Genomic DNA, 21,560 nt, shown 5'->3' with positions numbered 1-21,560 from the left:
GTTTCTAGAGATGAAAAATTAAGCAGCCAGTTCGGGTAATTTCAGCTTGCGCCCATCCCTCAAAGCACTTGCCATCTCGCGCGAAAAAGCAGCTAGCCCTTTGTAGGGATCTGCCATCGCCAGCATGTAAGCGGTACGTGCCTCTTGCTCGTCGGGATTGTTTGCTACAACGCCCAGTTGGATATAGCTAGGGAAAAAGCGCACGAAGGTGTAAATACCCGCATCATCCAGCAACCATTGCGAATAGATCGCCTCGCGTTTGGGGAAGAATCGCTCCTCCGCATTCTGGGCAATTACCTCTCTGGGATATTTGAGGATGCTGACAAAGCTATCTACCGCCGAGGGTTGAATGCGACCAATCAATCTCGTTGATAGGTTTTGGAGGATTTTTGGGGCAGAGGGCGATCTCGCGATCGTGTCAGGGTCTTGTGCCGAGATAATTACTTTGATACCCGCTTTGGCTCCATTGGCACAGAGCCTTGCTACCATTTCCGAGATCGTCGGATATTCAAATAGAATTGGTGCTTCATCGATGAACAGGATGCTGGCGGGTGATGATAAAGCGCGTCTCAGGGCTGCCGAATATGCCGATAAAGCTAAAATCGCCGCATCCTCCGCTTCCGATAGGTTTCGCAGGGCAAATACCAACAACCTCGCATCACTGCGAAAGGTCGATGGACGGGAAATGGCGCGACCGATTCTGGAATTAAGCCAGAATCGCAGTTGAATCACAATTTGGTTAGTCGCCTGATCGATCTGTTCGCTATCGGCAACATCGGAGGTAATTTCCGCTTTGCCCTCTGTCAAAAAGTAATCGAGAAAGTCTGATAGGGTGGGCATATTGCTCCATGCTTCTGTCCCGAATCCATCAGCGATCGCTTTGTCATATCGGGCTTTAATCTGCTGATCGTCAAAGAAGCTATTGACCACAGGCACTAACAAAGCTCGAATCAATTGCCGCAGTTGTCTTTCTGATGAGGACAGGTCATGCTGACTTGCCCCAAATACCATTGTCATCAGGGCAGATTCCACAAAGGATTTGAAATCCCGCAGCCGTTCTTCGGCTTGTTCGGGGTCAAAGGCTCGTAGATCTGGCAGCTCAAGCAGATTCGAGGACTCTTTGCTAATGTCAAAATAGGCTCCCAGTTCACCGATGAAATGGGTGTAGTCCGTGAACGTACTCGTGCCATCGGGCTTAGGGAAATCTAGCGCCACAATTTGCTGTTCGTGACATAGGGCTTGGGATAAAACTGCCGATACCAATACCGACTTACCCGCACGAGTAGTGGCGAAAATACCAATATTGCGATGCTTTCGCACATCGATATAAAGAGGCATTCCGCCTTCTTCTGTAATCAATTCAAAGCCACTCTCATCGACCGATCTGGGCATCACACAACCTGTAAACGCGACTGCTTCATCGGATAGATAAACATGACGACGAGGGAAGGGTTGAGCTAGTAAATTACCCACTGTTACTGGTAAGGTCTGTTTCCACATTAGCCATGCATATTCAGTCTCGCGCTCGACCCATGCAGGACGCTGGAAGCAACTGCAAAAATAACGGCAGGCATCATCAAGAGCAATCAAGTTAGGACGACGAATCAACACCGCCACTGCCACATTAATGGGCATGGCTCCCTCATAAAGCGCTTCCTGTGCCTTGACTGCTTTTTGCTGTTTCAGCGACGCATTGACGTTGATGTTATTCAAGGAAGCGGATTGCTCTTGCGAAACAATGCTCTGCTTGGTAACCCGCTGCATATTTGCTTTGACAATGGTTTCATTGGCTCTCGTGAATTGGCAAAACACTTCCGTATTTGCCACCGAGTCGCGGGCGATCGCCTCCCAGAGATAGCGCATCTGCTTACCCTTGGATACCCAGCCCCCTGGTTTATCCATGAAGGTGAGTACGCCGATATATTCACCCTTGAGGTGAACAAACCCATTGTCAGCAAAGGGGATTGAATCGGGACGCTCTAGCAATAGTGTTTTCAGATGCACTTGCGTATTGATGCGCTCTTCCACACCGTGATCGGACATCACTAGCAATTGCGGAATTGCTGGTGGTTTACTGCTATTGAATTGCTGCCAGAGGTGTTCCCATAGTTCCTGCTCGGTCAGTGGGCGCAGGTCTAAACCCATGCGATTTACTAGAATCTGTTCCCAGTTCAAGAAACCATCGGTAAATGCCTTCGCAAAGGCAATCTCATGACGCTCCTGCTCGATTTGCTTTTCCTGTCCCATCAATTGCTGTGACAGCTTCTGTATCCAAGCCAGTGCTTTTTCCAGCACATCATTACCTCCAGCCGTCGAGCCACGCAGGGTATAAGTGGCATAAAGTCTCAGGAATTTAGGTTTGCGTAGTCCTGACTTCGCTAATTCCTGCACCCTTTGCTTTTCACCCATCACCAGAAACTTTAGTTGCGGCGTATCCGCTTGTTCGTAGAGTTCTTGGAGTTGCTGTTGGCGATCGCTGTCGGAGCTAACCGAACCAAAATGCACCGTCAGCTTTTCACCATCAGGAATATCTTTTAAACCTGATTGAATCGCCTCAAAGAGCGATTCTTCCTGCTCGGTTGATAGCGTCGTGTGAATCCCCTTTGACTCCCAGCCAAATACAAACTGTAATGATTCCAGAGATGATTGACCTTGCTTAAGCACAAAGCAACTGACGGTGCGACCGCGTAGTTCAAACTTGAGTAGACATTCTACGGCGAGTTCTTTTTCAAAATGGCGATATCGTTTTTGATTAACGCTCTGCATACTTCCTAACCTCCTGCTTACGCATCCCTCTGTACTGATAAACACCTCTTGTCCATCGCGGCACAGGGATAAACTTTGATAAAAATCGATAGGGTTTTGAACCTGTCAAGATCCACCATGTCGCATCGCCCCAAGCCACAATCAGCAATACCCACAACCAAGGCAGATTCAGCACCGCATAGCAAATCATGAACAGGGTAAAGCTGATAATTGCCCAAGGAATAATTAACTCAGTGGGAAAAGGTCCAATCTTGGGACTTGCACCCAAAATGGCATTGACCTTACGGAATTTGTACTCTTCGGCCATAGTTTTAGGCTGCACCCGTGATAATGCCTGCCAAAATATCGCCCATCGTCACCGTCACTACCAGAATCAATGGTGTCCTAGCCATTTGCTGCCAGTCATCATCGTTTCTGGCTGATTGAATCACCTTCACTAGTCCAATCCCCAGATAAATTACAAACAAGGCTCTCAGCACATTGAAAATCAAAGCAACTAGTCCTGTATCGATACCAGGAATTGCACCCGTCATCCATGTCTGAGTCTTATTAAAAAACTGGGCTTGGGCTGGTTCCACTGTAAAAATTAGCAGTAAACCAATCAGGAAGCCGATCGCTATGCCCAGTAATAAAACGGGACTGTACTTGTAATGCCGAATCATTTGCTCGAATTTGCCATAGAGCATCAGCAATACCTTCGGGAAGGCTAATAGTAAGCCAATCAAGGCAAGTAGCGCCGTGAGATACATCCCTTTAGAGCAAGTAAAGGTGATGACGATTCCCACAATCGCAGCTGTCAATGTGGCTGTCTGAAGATTTTGGATTTGGTTGAGGAATTTGCTGCGGTGGGTTCTATGGGTAATTCTCATAGGATTAATTGGATAGGTTTTCATAGTGTTTCGCTAGGAAAAATTTAAGACGTGATGCATAGATAGGCAAAAGGCATAGGCAGCAATGAGATCGCCTTGCCCTCGAAGATCTGCTTTTGAAGAGCATTCTGATCGATAGTTCTTTTCTCGTCAATAACCAAACGTCATACACACAGGCAATTGAGGCTGTATTTGAAACATTACGATCTTCTCCGCCGATCAGCTAAAGCATCATTTAATCCACCTTGCAGATATTGCTTCCGCAACCTCCAGAGGCGGGTTCTTTTAACCCGCAGCACTCGCATTACTTCGGAGATGTCCACACCGTCATGCAGAGCAAGTAATACCTGTGCACGATTGATGGTTGACGCATGACCATTACCTTTTAGGCATAGAGCCACGCATTGGCGATAATCGGTGTTGGTGAGGGTAATTTTTAGTCTTTCCATGTTTCAAATAACGTTTTGTAAAGTTTGGCGTGGGGCTACTTTTTTTTGCTAATCATTACTTTTGTCGGACAATTATTTGTTAACTTTCCTGACTAGAATGTTTTATGTAACACAAATTTTATAAGCATAATCTTCTCAACTAATCTCTGGAAATATTTCATAGGGAAGATTCAGCATATTTTGTAGCTATTGTTGAAGATGAGTGAGGGAAAATCAAGCAATACAAGAGACTGGTCATGCCAATCGCGAGTTCATCGGTAAGCGATAATTGGAAAGTGGTTCGCAAAATAGAGAGGCTTTTGCATGGTAGGAAATTTAAAAGGGAAAATTGCCTTGGTAACAGGGGCTTCACGGGGAATTGGCAAAGGTATTGCTATTGGTTTAGGCGAATCTGGTGCACTGGTTTATACCACGGGGCGCAGTGTGCATCAGACAAATTCTACAGAAACTAGCTCGGGAAGCTTACTAGAAACTAAAGTCGCAGTAGAAAAGGCGGGTGGAATTTGTATTGCAGTTCCCGTTGATCACAGTGACGATCGACAGGTTAAATCTCTATTTGAGCAAATTGATCGGGAACAAAATGGACAATTGGATCTATTAGTGAATAATGCTTTCGGTGGGGTGCGATCGCTAATTGCTGCTAAGGGTAAACCTTTTTGGGAAGCAGATCTGAGTCTTTGGGATGCTTGCAATCAAGTCGGTTTGCGAAGTCACTATATGGCAAGTCATTTTGCCGCGAAGATGATGACCCAGCGCAAACAAGGTTTGATCGTGACGATTTCTTCTTGGGGTGGATTAGCTCCTATCTTTGGCGTTGCCTATGGTACTGGTAAATCGGCTTGCGATCGACTTGCGGCTGATATGGCTGTCGAATTAAAGCCGTTTAATGTTGCTTCAATTTCGCTTTGGACGGGGATTGTCGGCACTGAAAATTTTCATCAGTTGGCGGACGCAAACTTTGAAAGTGCTGATAACAATGTCGATGTTACGGCGATCGCTGATAAGTTTAATTGGGAAACTCCTTTGTTTGTCGGTAGAGTTATTGCGGCCCTATGTAATGACTCGAACCTGATGCAGAGAAATGGTAAAGTTCAAATTGTGGCGGAACTAGCAAATTATTACGGAGTAGTTGATGAATATGGTCATTGCCCTGCTTCGTTACGCTCCCTCAGATTTTTATTGCCACAAGGTTTACCGATACTTAAATCTAGAGCCAAGTTAATTCCATCTCTCCGAGTTCCATGGTGGTTAATCCTTTTAGCAATTCTTAAGTCTCCGAAAATTTGAATATAATCCTAAATCATGGGATTAGCTTTCGGCTTCACGATACAAATTGAGGCTTGATTTTAGATCGGCAGTAAAACGGTTCAAGACCTCTATGTAAATCAATCTCTGAAAGCACTGCTATGCTATTGGAGATTGATTCTCAAAACTCAAAAAACTAGCTCTTCTTTCCACTTAATATTAATTAATTATCACTTGATGATAATTAATTAATTTTATCAACAATCATCAAACTCCATCTTGAATTTCAAAGTAAATAGTTCAAACCAATAGACTTGCAATGAAAAAGTTATTAACCCAATGGATAGATCGAATTTTAGCGGCACCTGAAACAAATTTATTTTTATTTGCCTTTTTACTGCACTTTATCTATGAAGTTTGGGAATCACCTTACTTTGATTTCTACGCAATGCCTTCTTTGTCAGATAAGGTAAACTACATTACTCACTGCACTATAGGAGATGGAGTAATTACTGTGATTAGCGGATGGATGGTAGCTGGGTTATGTCGATCGCGCAAATGGATACTCAGAAATACTTGGAAATCAACATTGCTATTTACGGCTCTAGGGTGGATATATACCCTCATTTCGGAGATTTACCGCGTTCGTATTGCTAAGCTTTACGGCGTTTCCATGCTAATCGTGCCAGTTATTAATATTAGCTGGCTGCCACTTCTACAATGGATAATCCTGCCACCTCTGATTTTATATATGGCTAAACGTCATATGTTGGGCTACGGGCAAGAGAGATAAACAATATTTACCTTCAGATAACTTCATTGATCGGGAAATTACAAGACAAAATCGACTTTTTTTAGGCAATTTCATCATGGCTTCATTTTCTTAATTTATTGTCAAGCTATTAGCTAAATAGTTATAAGCAAATACAGACTGAGTTAGGATAACTGAATCTTGCATCAACACATTAAAAAACCAATATTCTCCCTAGAATGCTTTGCGATCGCTGCTCTTATTGGGATTAGCACTAGTATGACATTTTCTTTATTCTGGGTAAGAGAAATTACTGCTGAGCCTTCGATAACTAATTCCCCATTACCCCCTAAAAGCTCTGATGGTCAGGGATATCTAGAGCCAATTAAGCTAGATCAGAAAGTTGATCCCTTACAGTTACCAACAAAGCCTGAAGAGGTCAAGCTACAAATTGTACAGCCAATTACCTTAGAACAAGCAATCCAAATAGCCCAAGAACATAACCGTGAATTACAGATTGCTGAACGTACACTTCAACGTAGTGAAGCTGCATTAAGGCAAGTCCAAGCAACCCAACTCCCTACTCTTAATTTAGAAACAGAATTTGCAAACGAACGAGATGCGAAAGATACTCTTGATGAGTTGAAAAAAGGTGAGGTTGAGCAAACAGGAAACCTGCTTACAGGTAAGCTCGAATTGAGCTATGACCTATTTAATGGCGGAAGACGATCTGCAAAGATTTCTGCCGCTGAAGCATTAGTGCGCTCTGACCAATTAGAAGTAACCCGACTAAAAGAGCAAGTTCGACTAGAGATATCTAATGCTTACTACGATCTACAGGAAACTGCGGAGCAAGTAAGAATTACCCAAGCAGCAACCCAAAATGCTCAAAAAAGTCTGGTTGACGCTGAAGCATTAGAAAAAGGAGGCAGGGTTTCAAAATACGACATTCTCAAATCAAGAGTTCAACTGGCTAATGCTGAACAAGAATTTGTTCAAGCACAGAGCGCTTTAGAAATTGCACGTCGTCAATTATTGCCACTACTCGGTTTAGTACAATCTATTGATTTCACAGCCTCCGATCCAGTGCAGGCACAAGGACAGTGGCAACAATCCCTTGAAGAGAGCATCATTCTCGCTTTTAAAAATCGTCCCGAATTAGAGCAACAACTTTCACAACGTCAAATTAGCGAACAGCAACGCACTATTGCGCTTAGCGAAACGCAGCCCCAAATTGGTCTATTTGCCAACTATCAAGTGCGAGACAACTTGAGCGATCGCTTCAATACAGTAGATGGCTATGCTGTTGGCATTAGATTGCGTTGGAACTTATTTGATGGTGGAGCAGCCTTAGCAGGGGCGCAACAAGAAGAAGCAAATAAGGCGATCGCCGAAACTCGTTTTATTGATACCCGAAATCAGATTCGCTTTCAAGTAGAGCGAGCTTACAAAACATTACAGGCAAACACTAAAAATATCAAGACATCAGATTTTGCGTTAAAACAGGCAAAAGAAGGTTTAGAAATAGCCCGTTTGCAGTTTAAGGCAGAAGTAGCTACTCAGCTTGATGTGATCATTGCTGAAAATGAACTTACTCGTGCAGAAGTAAATCGTATCAAATCCATTCTTAATTACAACCGCGCTCTAGCTGCTTTACAGCGTGCAGTAAGCAATAGAAACTCATCCAAAGAGGTTTCCAAATAATAATTAAAATTTCTTAATCTCCAAATTGTCTGGACTAATTCTCCACAGCGATCGCGCCGTGAAACATCCCCATGCCACAGCTAAACTGAAACATTCCCACAGTTTGCGGCGTAAATTCTACAGGTGTAGTTTGATTAAGAACTAGGTCTTGAGCAACATGGAAGTCAGGGAAGAGAACTTTCTCTAGACAACTACTTGGATCTCGGCGATCGAACTGCAATCGAACGGGCTGACCGCGTTTAACTGTTACCAAAGAAGGTACATAGCCACCATCGACGGTGATTGTGACTTCCTGAATGCCATCACTAATTTCTGCTTGTTGCGATTTGGGTTTACTCAAAAGGAACCACCATAATTGCGTAACCATTAGTGATAAACCACCTACAGCGATCGCAATTTTAAGAGCGATCGGTTGTTCAATCGGTTGAAATCCCTTGGAGCTTGAATTGTGCTTTGTCATATCCTGTGCAGACATACTAGAAACTATACCAACGGATAAGCCAATGCTTATTAGAATAGCGATCGCTTGATGTTTTTTCATGGTTATTCTCTTATTTAATTGAAGAAGGATGAAAATTTCTCAACCTTAAAGCATTGGTGACGACAGAGAGAGAGCTAAGCGCCATCGCACCACCCGCAATAATTGGATTGAGCAGCCAGCCAAATAACGGGTAAAGAATCCCTGCGGCGATGGGAATTCCTGCGACATTGTAAATAAAAGCAAAGAACAGATTTTGTTGAATATTACTAATCGTAGCTCGACTGAGTTGAATCGCGGTCACAATTCCTTGCAGATCGCCTGAGATTAGAGTGATGTCACTAGCCGCGATCGCCACATCTGTTCCTGTACCAATCGCTAAACCAACATCAGCTTGAGCTAAGGCAGGAGCGTCATTAATGCCATCACCGACCATCGCTACGACTTTACCCTCAGCTTGCAGTTCTCTGATTTTGGCAACTTTTTGATCGGGTCGAACTCCCGCAAATACTCGTTTAATCCCAACCTCACGAGCGATCGCCTCGGCAGTTGATTGATTGTCTCCTGTCAGCATTACTACTTCTATTTTCATTCTCTGCAAATCTGCCACTGCTGTTTGAGATGAAGGTTTGAGCTTATCAGCAATACCAATCAAGCCTCGAGCCACATTGTCAACCGCGATTAAGACGACAGTTTTGCCGCCTGTTTCCCATGAGTCTTGATATTGATGCAACTCACTTGTGTTAATTCCTAATTCATCCATCCATCGCCTTGTGCCAACTTGTACTAATGAGTTATTTACTTTTCCTTGCACGCCACTACCTGCGATCGCGCTAAACTCAGTCACTTCAGGAATAGTAATATTCTCCTGCTTAGCATGGTTCACAACCGCTTCAGCCAAAGGATGTTCCGAATTACGCTCAATTGCTGCGACTAATTTCAATAATTCATCATCATTCTTGTTAAGGGCAAAGACATCCGTAACAACTGGCTTCCCTTCGGTCAAAGTTCCCGTTTTATCTAAAACAATAGTTTGAATTTTATGAGCAAGTTCCAAACTACCTGCATCTTTAATTAAAATTCCATTTTCTGCGCCTTTACCAGTTCCAACCATGATCGAAGTGGGAGCCGCTAAGCCAAGAGCGCAAGGACAGGCAATAATCAGTACACCCACAGCAGAAATTGTGGCTAGGGTGATGTTGCCCATAATCTCAAACCAAATTACAAATGTAGCGATCGCAATAGAAATTACGACTGGCACAAACCAACCTGTCACTTGGTCAGCAAGTCTCTGGATCGGTGCTTTTGAGCCTTGAGCATCCTTCACAAGTCCCACAATTTGCGAGAGAACTGAGTCTTTACCAAGATGAAGCGCTTTGATTTGCAGACTGCCAGATTTATTCATCGTTGCGCCAATTACGCGATCGCCCACCTTTTTCTCAATGGGAATACTTTCGCCTGTCACCATTGACTCATCGACTGTCGAGTTACCTGCGATCGCCTCACCATCGACGGGAATTTTCTCTCCTGGGCGCACCAGCACGATATCGTTAATTTGCACATCTTCAATGGGAATGTCTGACTCTTTGCCATCACGCAAGACTCGCGCTGTCTTTGCTTGCAATCCAATTAACTTACGAATTGCCTCCGAAGTTTCTCCCTTGGCACGATTCTCAAATAATTTACCTAAAAGAATCAACGTAATCACAACTACCGACACTTCATAATAAACTTCAGGATTCAAGCCCTGAGAGATGAAGAAACTAGGATTGAAGGTGACAGTAAGTGAATAGGAGAATGCTGCAAGAGTTCCTAATGCAATCAATGTATCCATCGTAGCTGTGTGATTCTTAAAGGCTTTCCAAGCACCAGTATAAAAGGAACTACCGCACCAAAACTGCACGGGCAGAGCCAGAGAAAGTTGTAACCAAGGATTGTGCAACCAATCGGGAATCAAAGGGATCTGTATCCCTGTCATCATGGACAGCACGCCAGTTACTAGAACTACGCTAATCACTCCACCCACCCACACTTTACGGGTTAAGTCTTGATTCTCAGTCAGTCTAGCTTTCTTGTCAGAGTCGGCATCTACTTGATCTGGCAGAATCGCTTCATAGCCAATATCCTTAATTACTTTCTGAATAGCAGAAGTAAATGTTTTTTGATCATCGAATTCAACCACCGCTTCTTCGGTGGCAAAATTAACATTACTACTAACAACACCAGAGATAGAACGAGTCGCTGATTGAATACTATTAGCACAGGAAGCGCAATGCATTCCACGTAAGTTAAGTGTAACTTTACTCATTTTGAATCCTTTTTAAATCAATGTTTTATTTTATCGACTTAGCAATTTTGAGCGAAATCTAGAATAACATTACTAATTCAGGGATTTTTGGGAATTGGGTGGCTGGATTGTTGGTTGCGGGTTAGATGGTTGTTGGTTAGAGCGTCCTAGCCACCAGCCTAAACCTCCTCCTGTAAAAAAGATGATGGCAAGTGGAATAGCACAACAGGCGATCATCATCCACATCATCATCTTCATTCCAGACTTATCAGAATCTTTCGATTCATTACTGTCCTGATTACTTGGCTCTTTAAGATTCATTAAATTCATCCTCTAAATTAATTATTTTACCGTAGGGGCAATTAATGAATTGCCCCTACGGTTCGTTCTTTTGCGTAAGTGCTAATCTATTGAAAATGAACGTTTAACTTTACTAGATTATCGATTCCAAGCTTGCTGCCATCCCTTCATTTGCATGATTTCAGCATTCTGAGATTTGATGATTGACTGAGCCAAAGTACGGATTTCTGGACGAGTAGTACGTCCCGATGCCATCTGAGCCATCATCACCGCCATTTGATGATGCGGAACCATTTGGCGAACAAATTCCTTATCAAAATCCGAAGCCGTCTTGAGCGCATCCATGTCCATACTCATCATGCTATGCCCCATATTCATCATGTTCTGTCCCATGCTCATCATGCTATGTCCCATGGCGATCATGTTATAACTCATACTCATACTGTCCTTTCCCATGCTCATCATGGGAGAGCCTTCGCTCATCATGCTCATCATGTTTTTATCCATATTCATCATGGGAGAGCCAGAACCTTGTTTAGGAGAGTTTCCCATCATCCCCATGTCAGTCATGGAGGTTAGAGGAACTTCTTTGCCGTACCATTGTTTATACCAAGTACGCATTTCCTGAATTTCACGAGTTTGATCTTGTTTAATCGCTTCAGCGATTTTTTTAACTTCTGGGCGTTGAGAACGAGTTAAAGCAAGGTCAGCCATAGCGATCGCATCTTGGTGATGAGGAATCATCATTTCGATAAAATGCTGATCGACTTGCATTGATCGGGATTGTTGAGAACTTTCAGGTGTAGTCGGTGATTGAGCCTGTATGCTATCGGCAAAACCAGTCACAGCAACACTACTAAGAAGCCCTGCTAGGCTGTAGATCAAAAACTTGTTTTTCATAATTCTATTTCAGTTAAGGAATGACATAGGCTGGTTCTCTTTTATTATTTCAACCCTGTGATTGATTTGCAGATTGATTTAATTAAATTGATTGATTACATTACAAAACAAAATGATTGTTAACCAATATTTAATCTACTCTTTAGTACAATAGAGGGTTACTTTTAATCTTTCTGTAATGTTGAGCAAAAATTCTGTAGATAAAATAGCATTGTGATGAAAAAGCTGATAAACCAATGGATAGCTCAAATTTTGGCTGCACCAGAAACAAACTTGTTTTTATTCGCCTTTTTACTGCACTTCGTTTATGAAGTTTGGGAATCACCCTACTTTGACTTCTACGCGATGTCTTCTCTATCAGACAAGGTTAACTACATTACCCACTGCACTGTAGGAGATGGAGTAATTACTGTGATTAGTGGATGGATGGTAGCTGGGTTATATCGATCGCGCAAATGGATGCTCAGAAATAATTGGAAATCAACATTACTATTTACGGCTCTAGGTTGGATATACACCCTCATTTCAGAAATTTATCGCATCCACATTGCTAAACTTTACGGCGTTTCAGTGTTCCTCGTCCCAGTTATTGCCATTAGCTGGCTGCCACTATTGCAATGGATAATCTTGCCACCGCTAGTTCTATATATGGCTAAACGTTATATGTTGAGTACAGCCCAGTCTGCGTAAATCAAGTGTAACTTTACTTATTCTTAGCTCAATATTTTCCAAGTTTTGCCAGCATCTTGAGATTGAAAAACTTGATTCTTTTCGTTAGCAGCATAAAGAATTTGGGAATTGCTAGGAGCAACAGCTAGCTTGACGATCACTCCATCTGTTTCTAACCAAAGTTTCTCCCAAGTCTTACCTTCATCATTACTAAGATAGATACCAGAATTTAATTTATCAAAGCGATAGCCGTACATAATTGTGCGATCACCTTGCTTGACCAAATTCAAAGCCAGAATTGGCGCAGTTTGAGTTTCACCGATCGCAGTCCAGTCATCACCACGATTTACGCTCTCATACATACCTGAACGGGTGGTCGCAAACACGCGATCGGGTTTCTCAGGATCGACAACTAGATCGAATGGGGAGTCAGTTAGTCCTATCATCTTGGGTTGTGTCCAAGTTTTGCCGCTATCGGAACTGACAAACAAACCTTTTGCCCCTGAACTAGCCCATCCATAAAGAACTTTGGGATTACTTGGAGAAATACCTAAAGCATGAAAATCCACTCCTTCCATTGCGATAAACTGCCAGTCTTCACCTCCATTCTCACTAATACGGAAACCAAGATTGCCGCCACTTGAAGGGTGTCCACTAGAGTAAAAGCGTTGAAAGTTAGTGCGATCGCCAGTAAAGCCCATGTAGTCTGATCGATCTTTGCCGACCCAAAACCATTGTCCTGATTCAGCACGTTGCAACAGTCCATTATGGCTAGCAATATAGATAATATTTGGGTTTTCAGGATTAATAGTTAAACCATGAATGTGGTTATCGGCTTGCCAACTTTGGGCAGGAGTTAGGGTGACATTATTAGCTAACTTTGGCGATTTTTTGGGAGTGCTTGGCTGGCTAGTTGGTTGATTGCTAGCTATTTGTTGATTAGAGCGTCCTAGCCACCAGCCTAAACCGCCTCCTGTAAAAAAGATCAAAGCGATTGGAATAGCACAACAGGCAATCATCATCGCCATCATCATCTTTATTCCAGACATACTGGAATTTTGCGGTTCTTTCAATTTTCCGCTTTCATGATTATTTGGCTTCTGATCATTCATTGACTGTTTTCTCCAAGTTTACTTTCAAGCTCATTTTAGGCGCGTCAAAGAATTTAGAAATCAGGAGAGGGGGCGTTTCGCGCCGCCTCTCCTGATTTCTATTATTTCTTATACCAAGCTTGCTTCCATTCTTGCATTTGTTTGATTTCTGCTTGCTGAGAAGAAATAATATCTTGTGCAAGCTTTTTAATTTCGGGACGGGTTGACTTAGCTAAAGCGTCTTTCGCCATCGTCACCGCGCTTTCATGATGAGGAATCATCGCATTGATAAAGCGTAGATCAAATTCAGCATCCTTCGCCCCTAAGTCTTGGCTCATCATCATGCCTTTCATTTGTTCATCGCTCATCTCCATCATATGTCCCATTTGAGCATTGTGTGCCATTGGCTTGTTGCTAGCATTGGGATACCATTGTTTGCGCCAAGTCTGTAGTTCAGTAATTTCTTTAGCTTGAGCGGTAATAATCTCATCGGCTAGTTTTTTAATTTCAGGACGCTGTGATTTTTGTTGAGCTTCTTTTGCCATTTCAACTGCACCTTTGTGATGCGGAATCATACCATCAATAAATCGAAGGTCAAAATTAGCATCGGCTGGTCCTAAATCCATTGTCATATGCATATTGCTCATGTTATGCGTATTGTCCATGCTAGGCATTGACGTCTCAGCCGCAGGCGTAGAGCTAGGTTTAATCGCAACAGTAGAAGTAGAAGCAGATGTTTCTGGAGTTGTTGTGGAACAGGCTGCTAAAGCTCCAGTTGCAATCGAGATAATTGCTACTAGACTCAAACTGTGAGATAGGATGTTCAATTTAGTGAAATTCATAGAACTCAAATTTCTTAGTTACTGAATAGTTTAAAGCCAGATAATGAAATCAAGATGAAATCGAGCTATTTTCTAGGTAGCTCGATTTTAAATATCAAGAATATAGAGGGGAAAGATGTTTTCCCCTTCCTGATCTCTATTTTTAGAAGAACATGACTACAACTTAAAGTTAAATCGCCCGTTTACCTTTTCACCTTTAATATCTGACAAAATCGCGACTTTATACTCGCCCACCGCTTTACCTGATAGCGCTACTGTATAGTGCTTTTCAGGGGCATCGTATTTTAGATCAAGATTCTTTTGAGTGCCATCAGGTAGCTGTACCTGTGCAGTTACCTTGGCATCAGGAATTGCTTCGTGATTGTCACCCTTTTGTAGAAAGAAATCAAGATGGATACCATTCTCTTCAGGCTCTGGAACTAACTCTAAATGATAGATTCCTGATTCAATCACCTGTCCTCCCTTTTTAGGATTATCACTCTTAGTTTCAGATTTTGTCATGCTAGGAGAAGAACTAGCTTTAGGTGTCTCAACAGACTTAGCTACTGTAGTTGCAGGTGTTGAGCTTGTCGTCGTTGGGGTACTGTTACTACAGGCTGCTAGTACAGCTAAACTAGCCAAACTCAGACTGAGAAGAATCGGTTGAAATAATCGCATAGATTTCCTTAGGAGATAGATTCTTGGATAGACAGTACTTCAACCTGTCTATCCAAATTAGATTTGGGAATGATGTATTTCCCAAACTGGGAATATAAAGCTGGTAAAACCAGCAAGGTGAGGGCTGTCGAAGTAAACAGCCCGCCTAAAACTACAACCGCTAACGGTTGCAGAATCTCTTTGCCTGCGCCAGTGCCAATAACCAGAGGAACCATGCCCAAGGCTGAAGAGAGGGCGGTCATCAGGATCGCAACAAGGCGCTCTAGGGAACCTTCCACTAGTACCGTTTGTAAGGACATCCCCTTTGCTAATTTGGTGTTGTAGTTATCCACTAACAGCAATCCATTTCTAGTCGCAACTCCAAAAAGCGTAATAAATCCTACCATTGAAGCGACTGAGATAATCCCACCTCCCAGTGCTACAGATATTACACCACCAACGAGAGCAAGTGGAAGATTAATCATGATCATAAAAGTAGCTGGGATAGATTTAACTGCGAAGTAAATCAAGATGGTGATGGCAAAAAAGGCGATCGCCCCAGCAAATAATAAAGTCTCAGTCGCGCGTTCTTGAGATTCAAACTGACCGCCGTATTGGATGTAATAACCAGAGGGTAATTGCACTTGAGTCTTAATGCGATCGCGAATATCTTTAATCACTGAGCCTAAATCTCGACCATTCACATTTGCGGAAACCACGATCAAACGTGAAACGTTTTCTCGATTAATCGTGTTAGGTCCCTCACCGAAAGAAACTTTAGCAACTTGTGAAAGTGGAACTTTCTTGCCATCAGGCACATCTACTAATAAATTACTGATTGTTTCCAGATTATTGCGCGAATCTTCTTTTAGCCACACTAGTAAATCAAATACCTGCTGTTGTTCCAAAACCTGAGAGACAATATTGCCATTCAGAGCCGTTTCAATAGTTTCTGCCAAATCGCCGACTTGCAATCCATAACGAGATGCAGCATCCCGATCAAATCGAATCTGTAATTGTTTAATCGGGACTTGTGGTTCCACTTGCAAATCTACGATGCCATTAACGTTATTCATTGCGGCTTGCACCTGTTGCCCAATGGTTCGCAACTGTTCTAAATCAGCACCAAAGATCTTGACGGCGATCGCACTTCGCACACCAGAAAGCACCTCATCAAGTCGATGGGAAATAAAGCCGCCAATATTTACCGCCACCCCCGGGATTTTTGCAAATTCTTTGCGAAGAATTTCGACGCTTTCCTCACGTGTTTTTACCCCTGATTCACTCAGTTCTACATCCAGTTCCGCAAAGTTTACACCTCCGACATCGCTATCCCCAGGGGCGCGTCCCGATCGCAGTTGCAAAGCATTGAAATGTTTGTCATCTTTAAGATGCTCTTCAACAACCAAACTAACCTGATTGGTTGTTTCCAGTGAAACCCCAGGATAAAGAACTGTGGAAATAACTAGCGATCGCTCTTGAAATTCGGGTAAAAATACTCGACCGAGGGATGGCAAGATAATCATCGAAGCAATCAAAGCCGCGATCGCTACTCCCAAAACAATACTAGGGCGACGAATGGCGAAGACTAAAGCAGGACGATAGATTTGTTGAGATTTATGCGCTAACCAAGTCTCATCGGGAGGTAAGGGACGATTTACCAAAAGCAAGGCACAAAGAGCAGGAGTTAAAGTTAGTGCTACTAGCGTCGATGCAACAATCGAGAGCAAATAAGCTACACCCATCGGCGTAAAAATTCGACCTTCCACTCCCGATAAGGCAAAAATTGGCGCAAATACCACCGCAATAATCACAGTCGAAAAGAGAACGCTAACTCGAACTTCCACTGAGCCGTTAAAAACTACTTCTAAAGGCGGTACTGGTGTGCCTGCGAGTTGATTCTCTCGCAAACGGCGATAGACATTTTCCATATCCACGATCGCATCATCCACCACCGAACCGATCGCGACCGCTAATCCTCCCAATGTCATCGTGTTGATGCCTTGTCCTGTCCATGACAGCACCATCATCCCTAGCAATAGCGAAATCGGAATCGCACTCAAGGAAATTATGGCAGTGCGCCAATTCATCAAAAATAGAATCAAAACGACGGAGACAATAATCGTGCCATCCCGCAAGGATTCCTCGACATTTTTAAGGGATGCTTCGATAAATTCTTCTTGACGAAAAGTCGTTTCGACTTTTACATCGCTTGGCAGTCCTTGTTTAATTTCCGCGATCGCTATTTCTAAGGCTTTGGTAACTGATGGCGTATCAGCGTTAGGCTGTTTGTTCACAATTACCACAACCGATTTTTTGCCATTGAGGTTCCCATCTCCCCGCTTTAGCTCTGCACCAATTCTGACATCGGCGACTTGACTGAGTAATACTGGCACTCCTTTTTGCGATTTAATTACCGATTTCTGCAATTGTTCTGCTGATTCAATCCGTCCAATCCCGCGTATCAAGAGTTCTCGATCTGGACTAGTCAAGAATCCACCCGCCGCGTTCACATTTGCTTTTCGGGCTGCTTCGGTAACTGCTGATAAGGTCACATCGTACTGCTGCAATTTAACTGGATCGACTAATACCTGATACTGACGAATATCACCACCAAAAATTACAACCTGTGTTACCCCTGAAACGGCTAACAATCGATTTTTTACCTGCCAATCAACAATTCGCCGTACTTCCATTAAGTCAGTTTTACCACCTTCTTCTATCGTGAAGGCATATTTAGCGATCGCCCCAATTGGTGAACTTATCGGAGAAATCTGGGGTATACCAACGCCTTTAGGTAACTGACTCTGAGCCTGTTGTAATCTTTCTGTAACTAATTGTCTCGCCCGATAGATATCTGTATCCCATGTAAAAATTACTTTCACAACCGAAATGCCCACTGCCGAAGATGAACGTACCTTTTCTACACCAGGGGTTCCATTAATGGCACTCTCAATCGGTCGTGTCACCAAAGATTCTACTTCTTCAGGAGCTAGCCCTGTCGCCTCAGTTTGAATCTCCACTTGTGGCGGCGCAAAGTTAGGAAATACATCTAGGGGCATTTGGGTTAGTACCCGAAATCCCCAGAGTAAGATTAAGATTGAGGCAATCACTACCAGCCAACGCTGCGCGATCGACCATTTGACAACGGCATTGAGCATGAATTGAATTATGGTGAACTAAATTATGATTCTTACATACAATTATGAAAACACTGTGAAACTAGCTGGAGCAAGCTATCACAAATAAAAAATTCAAACATTTGCCTTTTTCAAGACTGGAGATTTACGGTGGTGATCTAGAGGTAAGGATGGCGCGAAGCGCCGCACATCCTTACCCTAAAATCCTGCCATCTAGATCGCTACCAGTTTTACCTTGAGTATCTAATTGAACTTGAGTAGGTATGAGGTACTTCCAAAATTGAGAGTACAAAGCTGGTAATACTAACAAAGTTAAGGCGGTAGATGTGAACAGCCCACCCAGAACGACAATTGATAATGGTTGTAATAACTCCTTCCCAGCACCACCTGCTATTACTAGCGGCGCTAATCCTAATGCTGAAGTAAATGCGGTCATCAGAATCGCGTTGAGTCGTTCCATAGATCCTTGAATCAGCAAATCTCTTAGGGGCATTCCTGATGCAAATTTGGTGTTGTAGTTATCGACTAACAATAAACCATTGCGAGTAGCAACCCCAAACAAGGTCACAAATCCGACTAGGGAAGCGATCGACAAAACTCCTCCCGTTAGCGCGACAGCAATCACGCCGCCCACTAATGCCAGAGGTAAATTAATCATAATCATCACTGTAGATGCGACGGATTTCACCGAAAGATACATGATTACGGTGATAGCAACAAAGGCGATCGCGCTAAACAGCAAAATATTCTGAGAAGCTCTTCCTTCAGCTTCAAATTGTCCTGCATATTGAATGTAGTAACCCGTAGGGATTTGGATCTGTTCTTTGACTTTTGCCTGAATATCACTCACTACAGAACGTAAATCTCGCCCCTGTGCATTAGCCGCGACCACTAGCAATCGAGAGACATTCTCGCGGTTAATTGTATTTGCTCCCTTTCCATCGATTAGTTTTGCCACTTGAGCTAGGGGAATTTTATTGCCATCAGATGTATCAACCATTAAATTACCGATGGTATCTATACTCTTGCGGGCTTCAGGCTTCAGCCATACGACTAGATCAAAAGTTTGCTGCTGCTCTAAAACTTGAGAAACCACCAGCCCATTCAGCGCTATTTCAATGGTTTCCGAAAGCTTACCCACAGTTAATCCATACCTTGCTGCCGCCATGCGATCGAACTGAATCTGCACTTGCTCCACAGGAATTTGTGGTTCTAGTTGCAGATCGACTACACCTTCAACCGATCGCATCACATCATTTACCTGCTGTCCAAGTATCCGCAGTTGCGCTAAATCTGCACCAAATATTTTGACAGCGATCGCACTTCTCACTCCTGACAACACTTCATCCATGCGGTGCGAAATAAATCCACCCACATTGGGAGCCGCACCGATCACTTTCCCAAACTCTTGACGCAATAAATCGATACTTGCCTTCCGATCTTTCATGCCAGCTTCACTCAACTCCACATCAATATGTGCCAAGTTTACCCCTGCGGCATCGGCATCACCTTCTGCTCTTCCCGAACGCACTTGAATATTGCGGAAGTTGGGATTGTCTTTCAGCTTATTCTCTAGCACTAAGCCTGCGCTATTAGTTGCTTCTAGAGATGAGCCAGGGTAGAGCAGTAATGTATTGACTAGAGACTGCTCCTGAAATTCTGGTAAAAAGATGCGCCCAAAGGATGGCACAACGATCGCTGATATCAGTAAGCTTGCCGCCGCGATCGCAATGATTATCTGCGATCGGCGCATCGCAAATTTGATGAGCGGTAAATATAGTTTTTTGAAAAATCGCGCTACCCAAGGTTCCCGTTCAGGTAAATGTCCGTGAGGCAGCAAAATTGCACAGAGAGCAGGTGTAACCGTGAGCGCCACAAAGCTAGATGCTAATACTGCGGCTAAGTACCCCAAACCCATCGGAATAAAAATACTGCCTTCCACACCCGTGAGCGCAAAGATCGGTGAAAAGACAACGATTGTGATAATCGTGGCTCCAAATACGGAATCGCGCACTTCCTGACAGCCATCAAAAACCACCTCTAAAACGGGTCGGGGATGATCAGAATGTTTATTTTCGCGGAGGCATCGGTACACATTTTCGGCATCAACGATCGCATCATCCACTGCCGAACCAATCGCCACCGCTAAACCACCCAAGGTCATTGTGTTTAAGCCTTGTCCTAGCCAATTGAGTGCTAACACGCCGATCAACAAAGACAAAGGCAAAGCTGCTAAACATACGGCTAAGTTCCGCCAATTCATCAAAAATGGAATTAAAACTAGAGCCACAATAATACTGCCTTCGACTAAGGCTTCCTTAACATTTTCAATTGATGCATCAATGTAAGCTTCTTGACGGAAAGTAGTTTCCACTTGAATACTAGCAGGCAATCCTACTTTTAACTCATTCATCGCAGCTTCTACGGCACGGGTGACAGTGGGTGTATCCGCTTGCGGCTGTTTATTGATGATTGCTACCACTGCTTTCTGCGTGTTGACACTGGCATCACCACGTTTCACCGCCGCCCCAATTTTTACATCGGCAATATCGCTAATTCTTACAGGCACACCATTACGAGCTTTAATTACTGATTGTTTGAGAGCCTCAATATCCTCAATGCGCCCAATGCCACGTATCAACTTTTCGCGATCGGGCGTAATCAAATATCCCCCTGGAGCATTCACATTTGCCGCCGCCACTGCATCCGATACATCTTGCAGTGAGACGTTAAAAGCTTGTAATTTTTCAGGAGCAACCAGCACTTGATATTGACGCACATCCCCACCAAAAACAATTACCTGTGCTACTCCTGGTACTGCCAACAGTCGGTTAGTGACTTGCCAATCCACAAGTCGCCGAGTTTCCATTAAGTCATTATTTTTCGATGTGAATGCATAGGTAAGAATTGTGCCGATTGGCGAACTAATGGGAGCAATTTGCGGAGTCTCGATCGATGCTGGCAATTTACTCCGAGCAGACTGTAATCGCTCCGTTACCAACTGCCTCGCCTGATAAATATCAGTTCCCCAATTAAAAATTACGCGCACAACTGAGATGCTAGCGGCACTCGAAGACCGCACTGCACTCACTCCAGCAGTACCATTAATCGCACTCTCAATGGGCAAAGTTACCAGTGATTCCACTTCTTCGGGCGCTAATCCTGGTGCTTCGGTTTGAATTTCAACTTGCGGTGGTGCAAAGGGGGGAAACACATCCAAAGGCATTTGGACAATAGTACGAAATATCCAAATACTAAGAATCATCGCACCGACAATCACCAACCAACGGCGGGCGATCGCCCATTTAATGATGGAACTTAGCATGGTGATTTAATTATTACAGCAAATTAGAACTCAAATCATACTTTCATAGAATTATGAAGCCACTATGAAATTAACTGAATCATTAGCTTTCACTTTATTAAGGTTTGT

Annotated in this window: 18 protein-coding genes; 5 read left to right on the top strand and 13 right to left on the bottom strand. The window is 43.4% G+C overall.

What is annotated here, in order from left to right:
* Positions 1–18: 18 nt before the first annotated feature.
* The 4 genes from H6G05_RS06170 to H6G05_RS06155 form a co-directional block, all read right to left on the bottom strand.
* Positions 19–2,766, bottom strand: coding sequence for a hypothetical protein (locus tag H6G05_RS06170; RefSeq protein WP_190577240.1), 2,748 nt, complete (start codon positions 2,764–2,766; stop codon positions 19–21).
* Complete coding sequence (locus H6G05_RS06165; protein ID WP_126390629.1) at positions 2,753–3,073, bottom strand: hypothetical protein; 321 nt, start codon at positions 3,071–3,073, stop codon at positions 2,753–2,755. Before H6G05_RS06165 ends, H6G05_RS06170 begins: the two co-directional genes overlap by 14 nt.
* A 4-nt stretch (positions 3,074–3,077) precedes the next feature.
* Positions 3,078–3,659: a hypothetical protein gene (locus H6G05_RS06160; protein WP_190577239.1), complete on the bottom strand. Its 582-nt coding sequence runs from the start codon at positions 3,657–3,659 to the stop codon at positions 3,078–3,080.
* Between the two features lie 176 nt (positions 3,660–3,835).
* Entirely contained in the window at positions 3,836–4,084 is a 249-nt protein-coding gene (locus tag H6G05_RS06155) for a helix-turn-helix domain-containing protein (RefSeq protein ID WP_055076498.1), read from the bottom strand.
* A gap of 303 nt (positions 4,085–4,387) precedes the next feature.
* Here H6G05_RS06155 and H6G05_RS06150 point away from each other — a divergent pair, with 303 nt between their 5' ends.
* From H6G05_RS06150 to H6G05_RS06140, 3 genes are all read left to right on the top strand, one after another.
* On the top strand, positions 4,388–5,371 hold the full coding sequence (locus H6G05_RS06150) for an SDR family NAD(P)-dependent oxidoreductase (RefSeq protein ID WP_190577238.1): 984 nt from the start codon (positions 4,388–4,390) through the stop codon (positions 5,369–5,371).
* Between the two features lie 277 nt (positions 5,372–5,648).
* On the top strand, positions 5,649–6,122 hold the full coding sequence (locus H6G05_RS06145) for a hypothetical protein (RefSeq protein ID WP_190577228.1): 474 nt from the start codon (positions 5,649–5,651) through the stop codon (positions 6,120–6,122).
* Between the two features lie 237 nt (positions 6,123–6,359).
* Entirely contained in the window at positions 6,360–7,784 is a 1,425-nt protein-coding gene (locus H6G05_RS06140; RefSeq protein ID WP_190577226.1) for a TolC family protein, read from the top strand.
* Between the two features lie 34 nt (positions 7,785–7,818).
* Here the strand turns inward: H6G05_RS06140 and H6G05_RS06135 are convergent, their stop codons facing one another.
* The 4 genes from H6G05_RS06135 to H6G05_RS06120 form a co-directional block, all read right to left on the bottom strand.
* A complete protein-coding gene (locus tag H6G05_RS06135) occupies positions 7,819–8,325 on the bottom strand; it encodes a cupredoxin domain-containing protein (RefSeq protein WP_175358519.1) in 507 nt (168 codons plus the stop codon).
* 10 nt (positions 8,326–8,335) lie between these two features.
* Positions 8,336–10,570, bottom strand: coding sequence for a heavy metal translocating P-type ATPase (locus H6G05_RS06130; protein WP_190577224.1), 2,235 nt, complete (start codon positions 10,568–10,570; stop codon positions 8,336–8,338).
* Between the two features lie 72 nt (positions 10,571–10,642).
* A complete protein-coding gene (locus H6G05_RS06125) occupies positions 10,643–10,870 on the bottom strand; it encodes a hypothetical protein (protein ID WP_190577222.1) in 228 nt (75 codons plus the stop codon).
* A 117-nt stretch (positions 10,871–10,987) separates the two neighbouring features.
* Positions 10,988–11,749: a DUF305 domain-containing protein gene (locus H6G05_RS06120; protein ID WP_190577220.1), complete on the bottom strand. Its 762-nt coding sequence runs from the start codon at positions 11,747–11,749 to the stop codon at positions 10,988–10,990.
* Positions 11,750–11,965: 216 nt separating this feature from the next.
* On the opposite strand from H6G05_RS06120, the gene H6G05_RS06115 reads away from it, so the two are divergent.
* The gene (locus H6G05_RS06115) at positions 11,966–12,439 is read left to right on the top strand and encodes a hypothetical protein (protein ID WP_190577218.1); all 474 of its coding nucleotides are present in this window, start codon (positions 11,966–11,968) and stop codon (positions 12,437–12,439) included.
* Between the two features lie 23 nt (positions 12,440–12,462).
* Here the strand turns inward: H6G05_RS06115 and H6G05_RS06110 are convergent, their stop codons facing one another.
* Both H6G05_RS06110 and H6G05_RS06105 read right to left on the bottom strand, forming a co-directional pair.
* Positions 12,463–13,530, bottom strand: a complete 1,068-nt coding sequence (locus H6G05_RS06110) for a F510_1955 family glycosylhydrolase (RefSeq protein ID WP_242025292.1) — start codon at positions 13,528–13,530, stop codon at positions 12,463–12,465.
* A gap of 101 nt (positions 13,531–13,631) precedes the next feature.
* Complete coding sequence (locus H6G05_RS06105) at positions 13,632–14,147, bottom strand: DUF305 domain-containing protein (protein ID WP_408962463.1); 516 nt, start codon at positions 14,145–14,147, stop codon at positions 13,632–13,634.
* Between the two features lie 25 nt (positions 14,148–14,172).
* Between H6G05_RS06105 and H6G05_RS25265 the strand changes: the two genes are divergently transcribed.
* Positions 14,173–14,322, top strand: a complete 150-nt coding sequence (locus H6G05_RS25265) for a hypothetical protein (RefSeq protein WP_242025289.1) — start codon at positions 14,173–14,175, stop codon at positions 14,320–14,322.
* Between the two features lie 185 nt (positions 14,323–14,507).
* On the opposite strand, the gene H6G05_RS06100 is transcribed toward H6G05_RS25265, so the two are convergent.
* From H6G05_RS06100 to H6G05_RS06090, 3 genes are all read right to left on the bottom strand, one after another.
* Positions 14,508–15,008, bottom strand: coding sequence for a hypothetical protein (locus H6G05_RS06100; protein WP_190577214.1), 501 nt, complete (start codon positions 15,006–15,008; stop codon positions 14,508–14,510).
* A gap of 8 nt (positions 15,009–15,016) precedes the next feature.
* A complete protein-coding gene (locus tag H6G05_RS06095) occupies positions 15,017–18,148 on the bottom strand; it encodes an efflux RND transporter permease subunit (protein ID WP_190577212.1) in 3,132 nt (1,043 codons plus the stop codon).
* A gap of 172 nt (positions 18,149–18,320) precedes the next feature.
* Positions 18,321–21,452 carry an efflux RND transporter permease subunit gene (locus tag H6G05_RS06090; protein ID WP_190577210.1) on the bottom strand — a complete coding sequence of 1,044 codons (3,132 nt, stop codon included), beginning with the start codon at positions 21,450–21,452 and terminating at the stop codon, positions 18,321–18,323.
* Positions 21,453–21,560 lie beyond the last annotated feature (108 nt).

Source organism: Phormidium tenue FACHB-1050, assembly GCF_014696925.1.
Lineage (GTDB): Bacteria > Cyanobacteriota > Cyanobacteriia > Pseudanabaenales > Pseudanabaenaceae > Pseudanabaena.
Note: the sequence above shows the minus strand (reverse complement) of the source record. Positions and strands in the feature narration are given on the sequence as shown.

What these genes read in the sequence shown, in the direction of transcription:
- H6G05_RS06170 (WP_190577240.1), bottom strand. Translation starts at nt 2,766, where the DNA reads ATGCAGAGCGTTAATCAAAAACGATATCGCCATTTTGAAAAAGAACTC.
- H6G05_RS06165 (WP_126390629.1), bottom strand. Translation starts at nt 3,073, where the DNA reads ATGGCCGAAGAGTACAAATTCCGTAAGGTCAATGCCATTTTGGGTGCA.
- H6G05_RS06160 (WP_190577239.1), bottom strand. Translation starts at nt 3,659, where the DNA reads ATGAAAACCTATCCAATTAATCCTATGAGAATTACCCATAGAACCCAC.
- H6G05_RS06155 (WP_055076498.1), bottom strand. Translation starts at nt 4,084, where the DNA reads ATGGAAAGACTAAAAATTACCCTCACCAACACCGATTATCGCCAATGC.
- H6G05_RS06150 (WP_190577238.1), top strand. Translation starts at nt 4,388, where the DNA reads ATGGTAGGAAATTTAAAAGGGAAAATTGCCTTGGTAACAGGGGCTTCA.
- H6G05_RS06145 (WP_190577228.1), top strand. Translation starts at nt 5,649, where the DNA reads ATGAAAAAGTTATTAACCCAATGGATAGATCGAATTTTAGCGGCACCT.
- H6G05_RS06140 (WP_190577226.1), top strand. Translation starts at nt 6,360, where the DNA reads ATGACATTTTCTTTATTCTGGGTAAGAGAAATTACTGCTGAGCCTTCG.
- H6G05_RS06135 (WP_175358519.1), bottom strand. Translation starts at nt 8,325, where the DNA reads ATGAAAAAACATCAAGCGATCGCTATTCTAATAAGCATTGGCTTATCC.
- H6G05_RS06130 (WP_190577224.1), bottom strand. Translation starts at nt 10,570, where the DNA reads ATGAGTAAAGTTACACTTAACTTACGTGGAATGCATTGCGCTTCCTGT.
- H6G05_RS06125 (WP_190577222.1), bottom strand. Translation starts at nt 10,870, where the DNA reads ATGAATCTTAAAGAGCCAAGTAATCAGGACAGTAATGAATCGAAAGAT.
- H6G05_RS06120 (WP_190577220.1), bottom strand. Translation starts at nt 11,749, where the DNA reads ATGAAAAACAAGTTTTTGATCTACAGCCTAGCAGGGCTTCTTAGTAGT.
- H6G05_RS06115 (WP_190577218.1), top strand. Translation starts at nt 11,966, where the DNA reads ATGAAAAAGCTGATAAACCAATGGATAGCTCAAATTTTGGCTGCACCA.
- H6G05_RS06110 (WP_242025292.1), bottom strand. Translation starts at nt 13,530, where the DNA reads ATGAATGATCAGAAGCCAAATAATCATGAAAGCGGAAAATTGAAAGAA.
- H6G05_RS06105 (WP_408962463.1), bottom strand. Translation starts at nt 14,147, where the DNA reads ATGCATATGACAATGGATTTAGGACCAGCCGATGCTAATTTTGACCTT.
- H6G05_RS25265 (WP_242025289.1), top strand. Translation starts at nt 14,173, where the DNA reads ATGCTAGGCATTGACGTCTCAGCCGCAGGCGTAGAGCTAGGTTTAATC.
- H6G05_RS06100 (WP_190577214.1), bottom strand. Translation starts at nt 15,008, where the DNA reads ATGCGATTATTTCAACCGATTCTTCTCAGTCTGAGTTTGGCTAGTTTA.
- H6G05_RS06095 (WP_190577212.1), bottom strand. Translation starts at nt 18,148, where the DNA reads ATGCTCAATGCCGTTGTCAAATGGTCGATCGCGCAGCGTTGGCTGGTA.
- H6G05_RS06090 (WP_190577210.1), bottom strand. Translation starts at nt 21,452, where the DNA reads ATGCTAAGTTCCATCATTAAATGGGCGATCGCCCGCCGTTGGTTGGTG.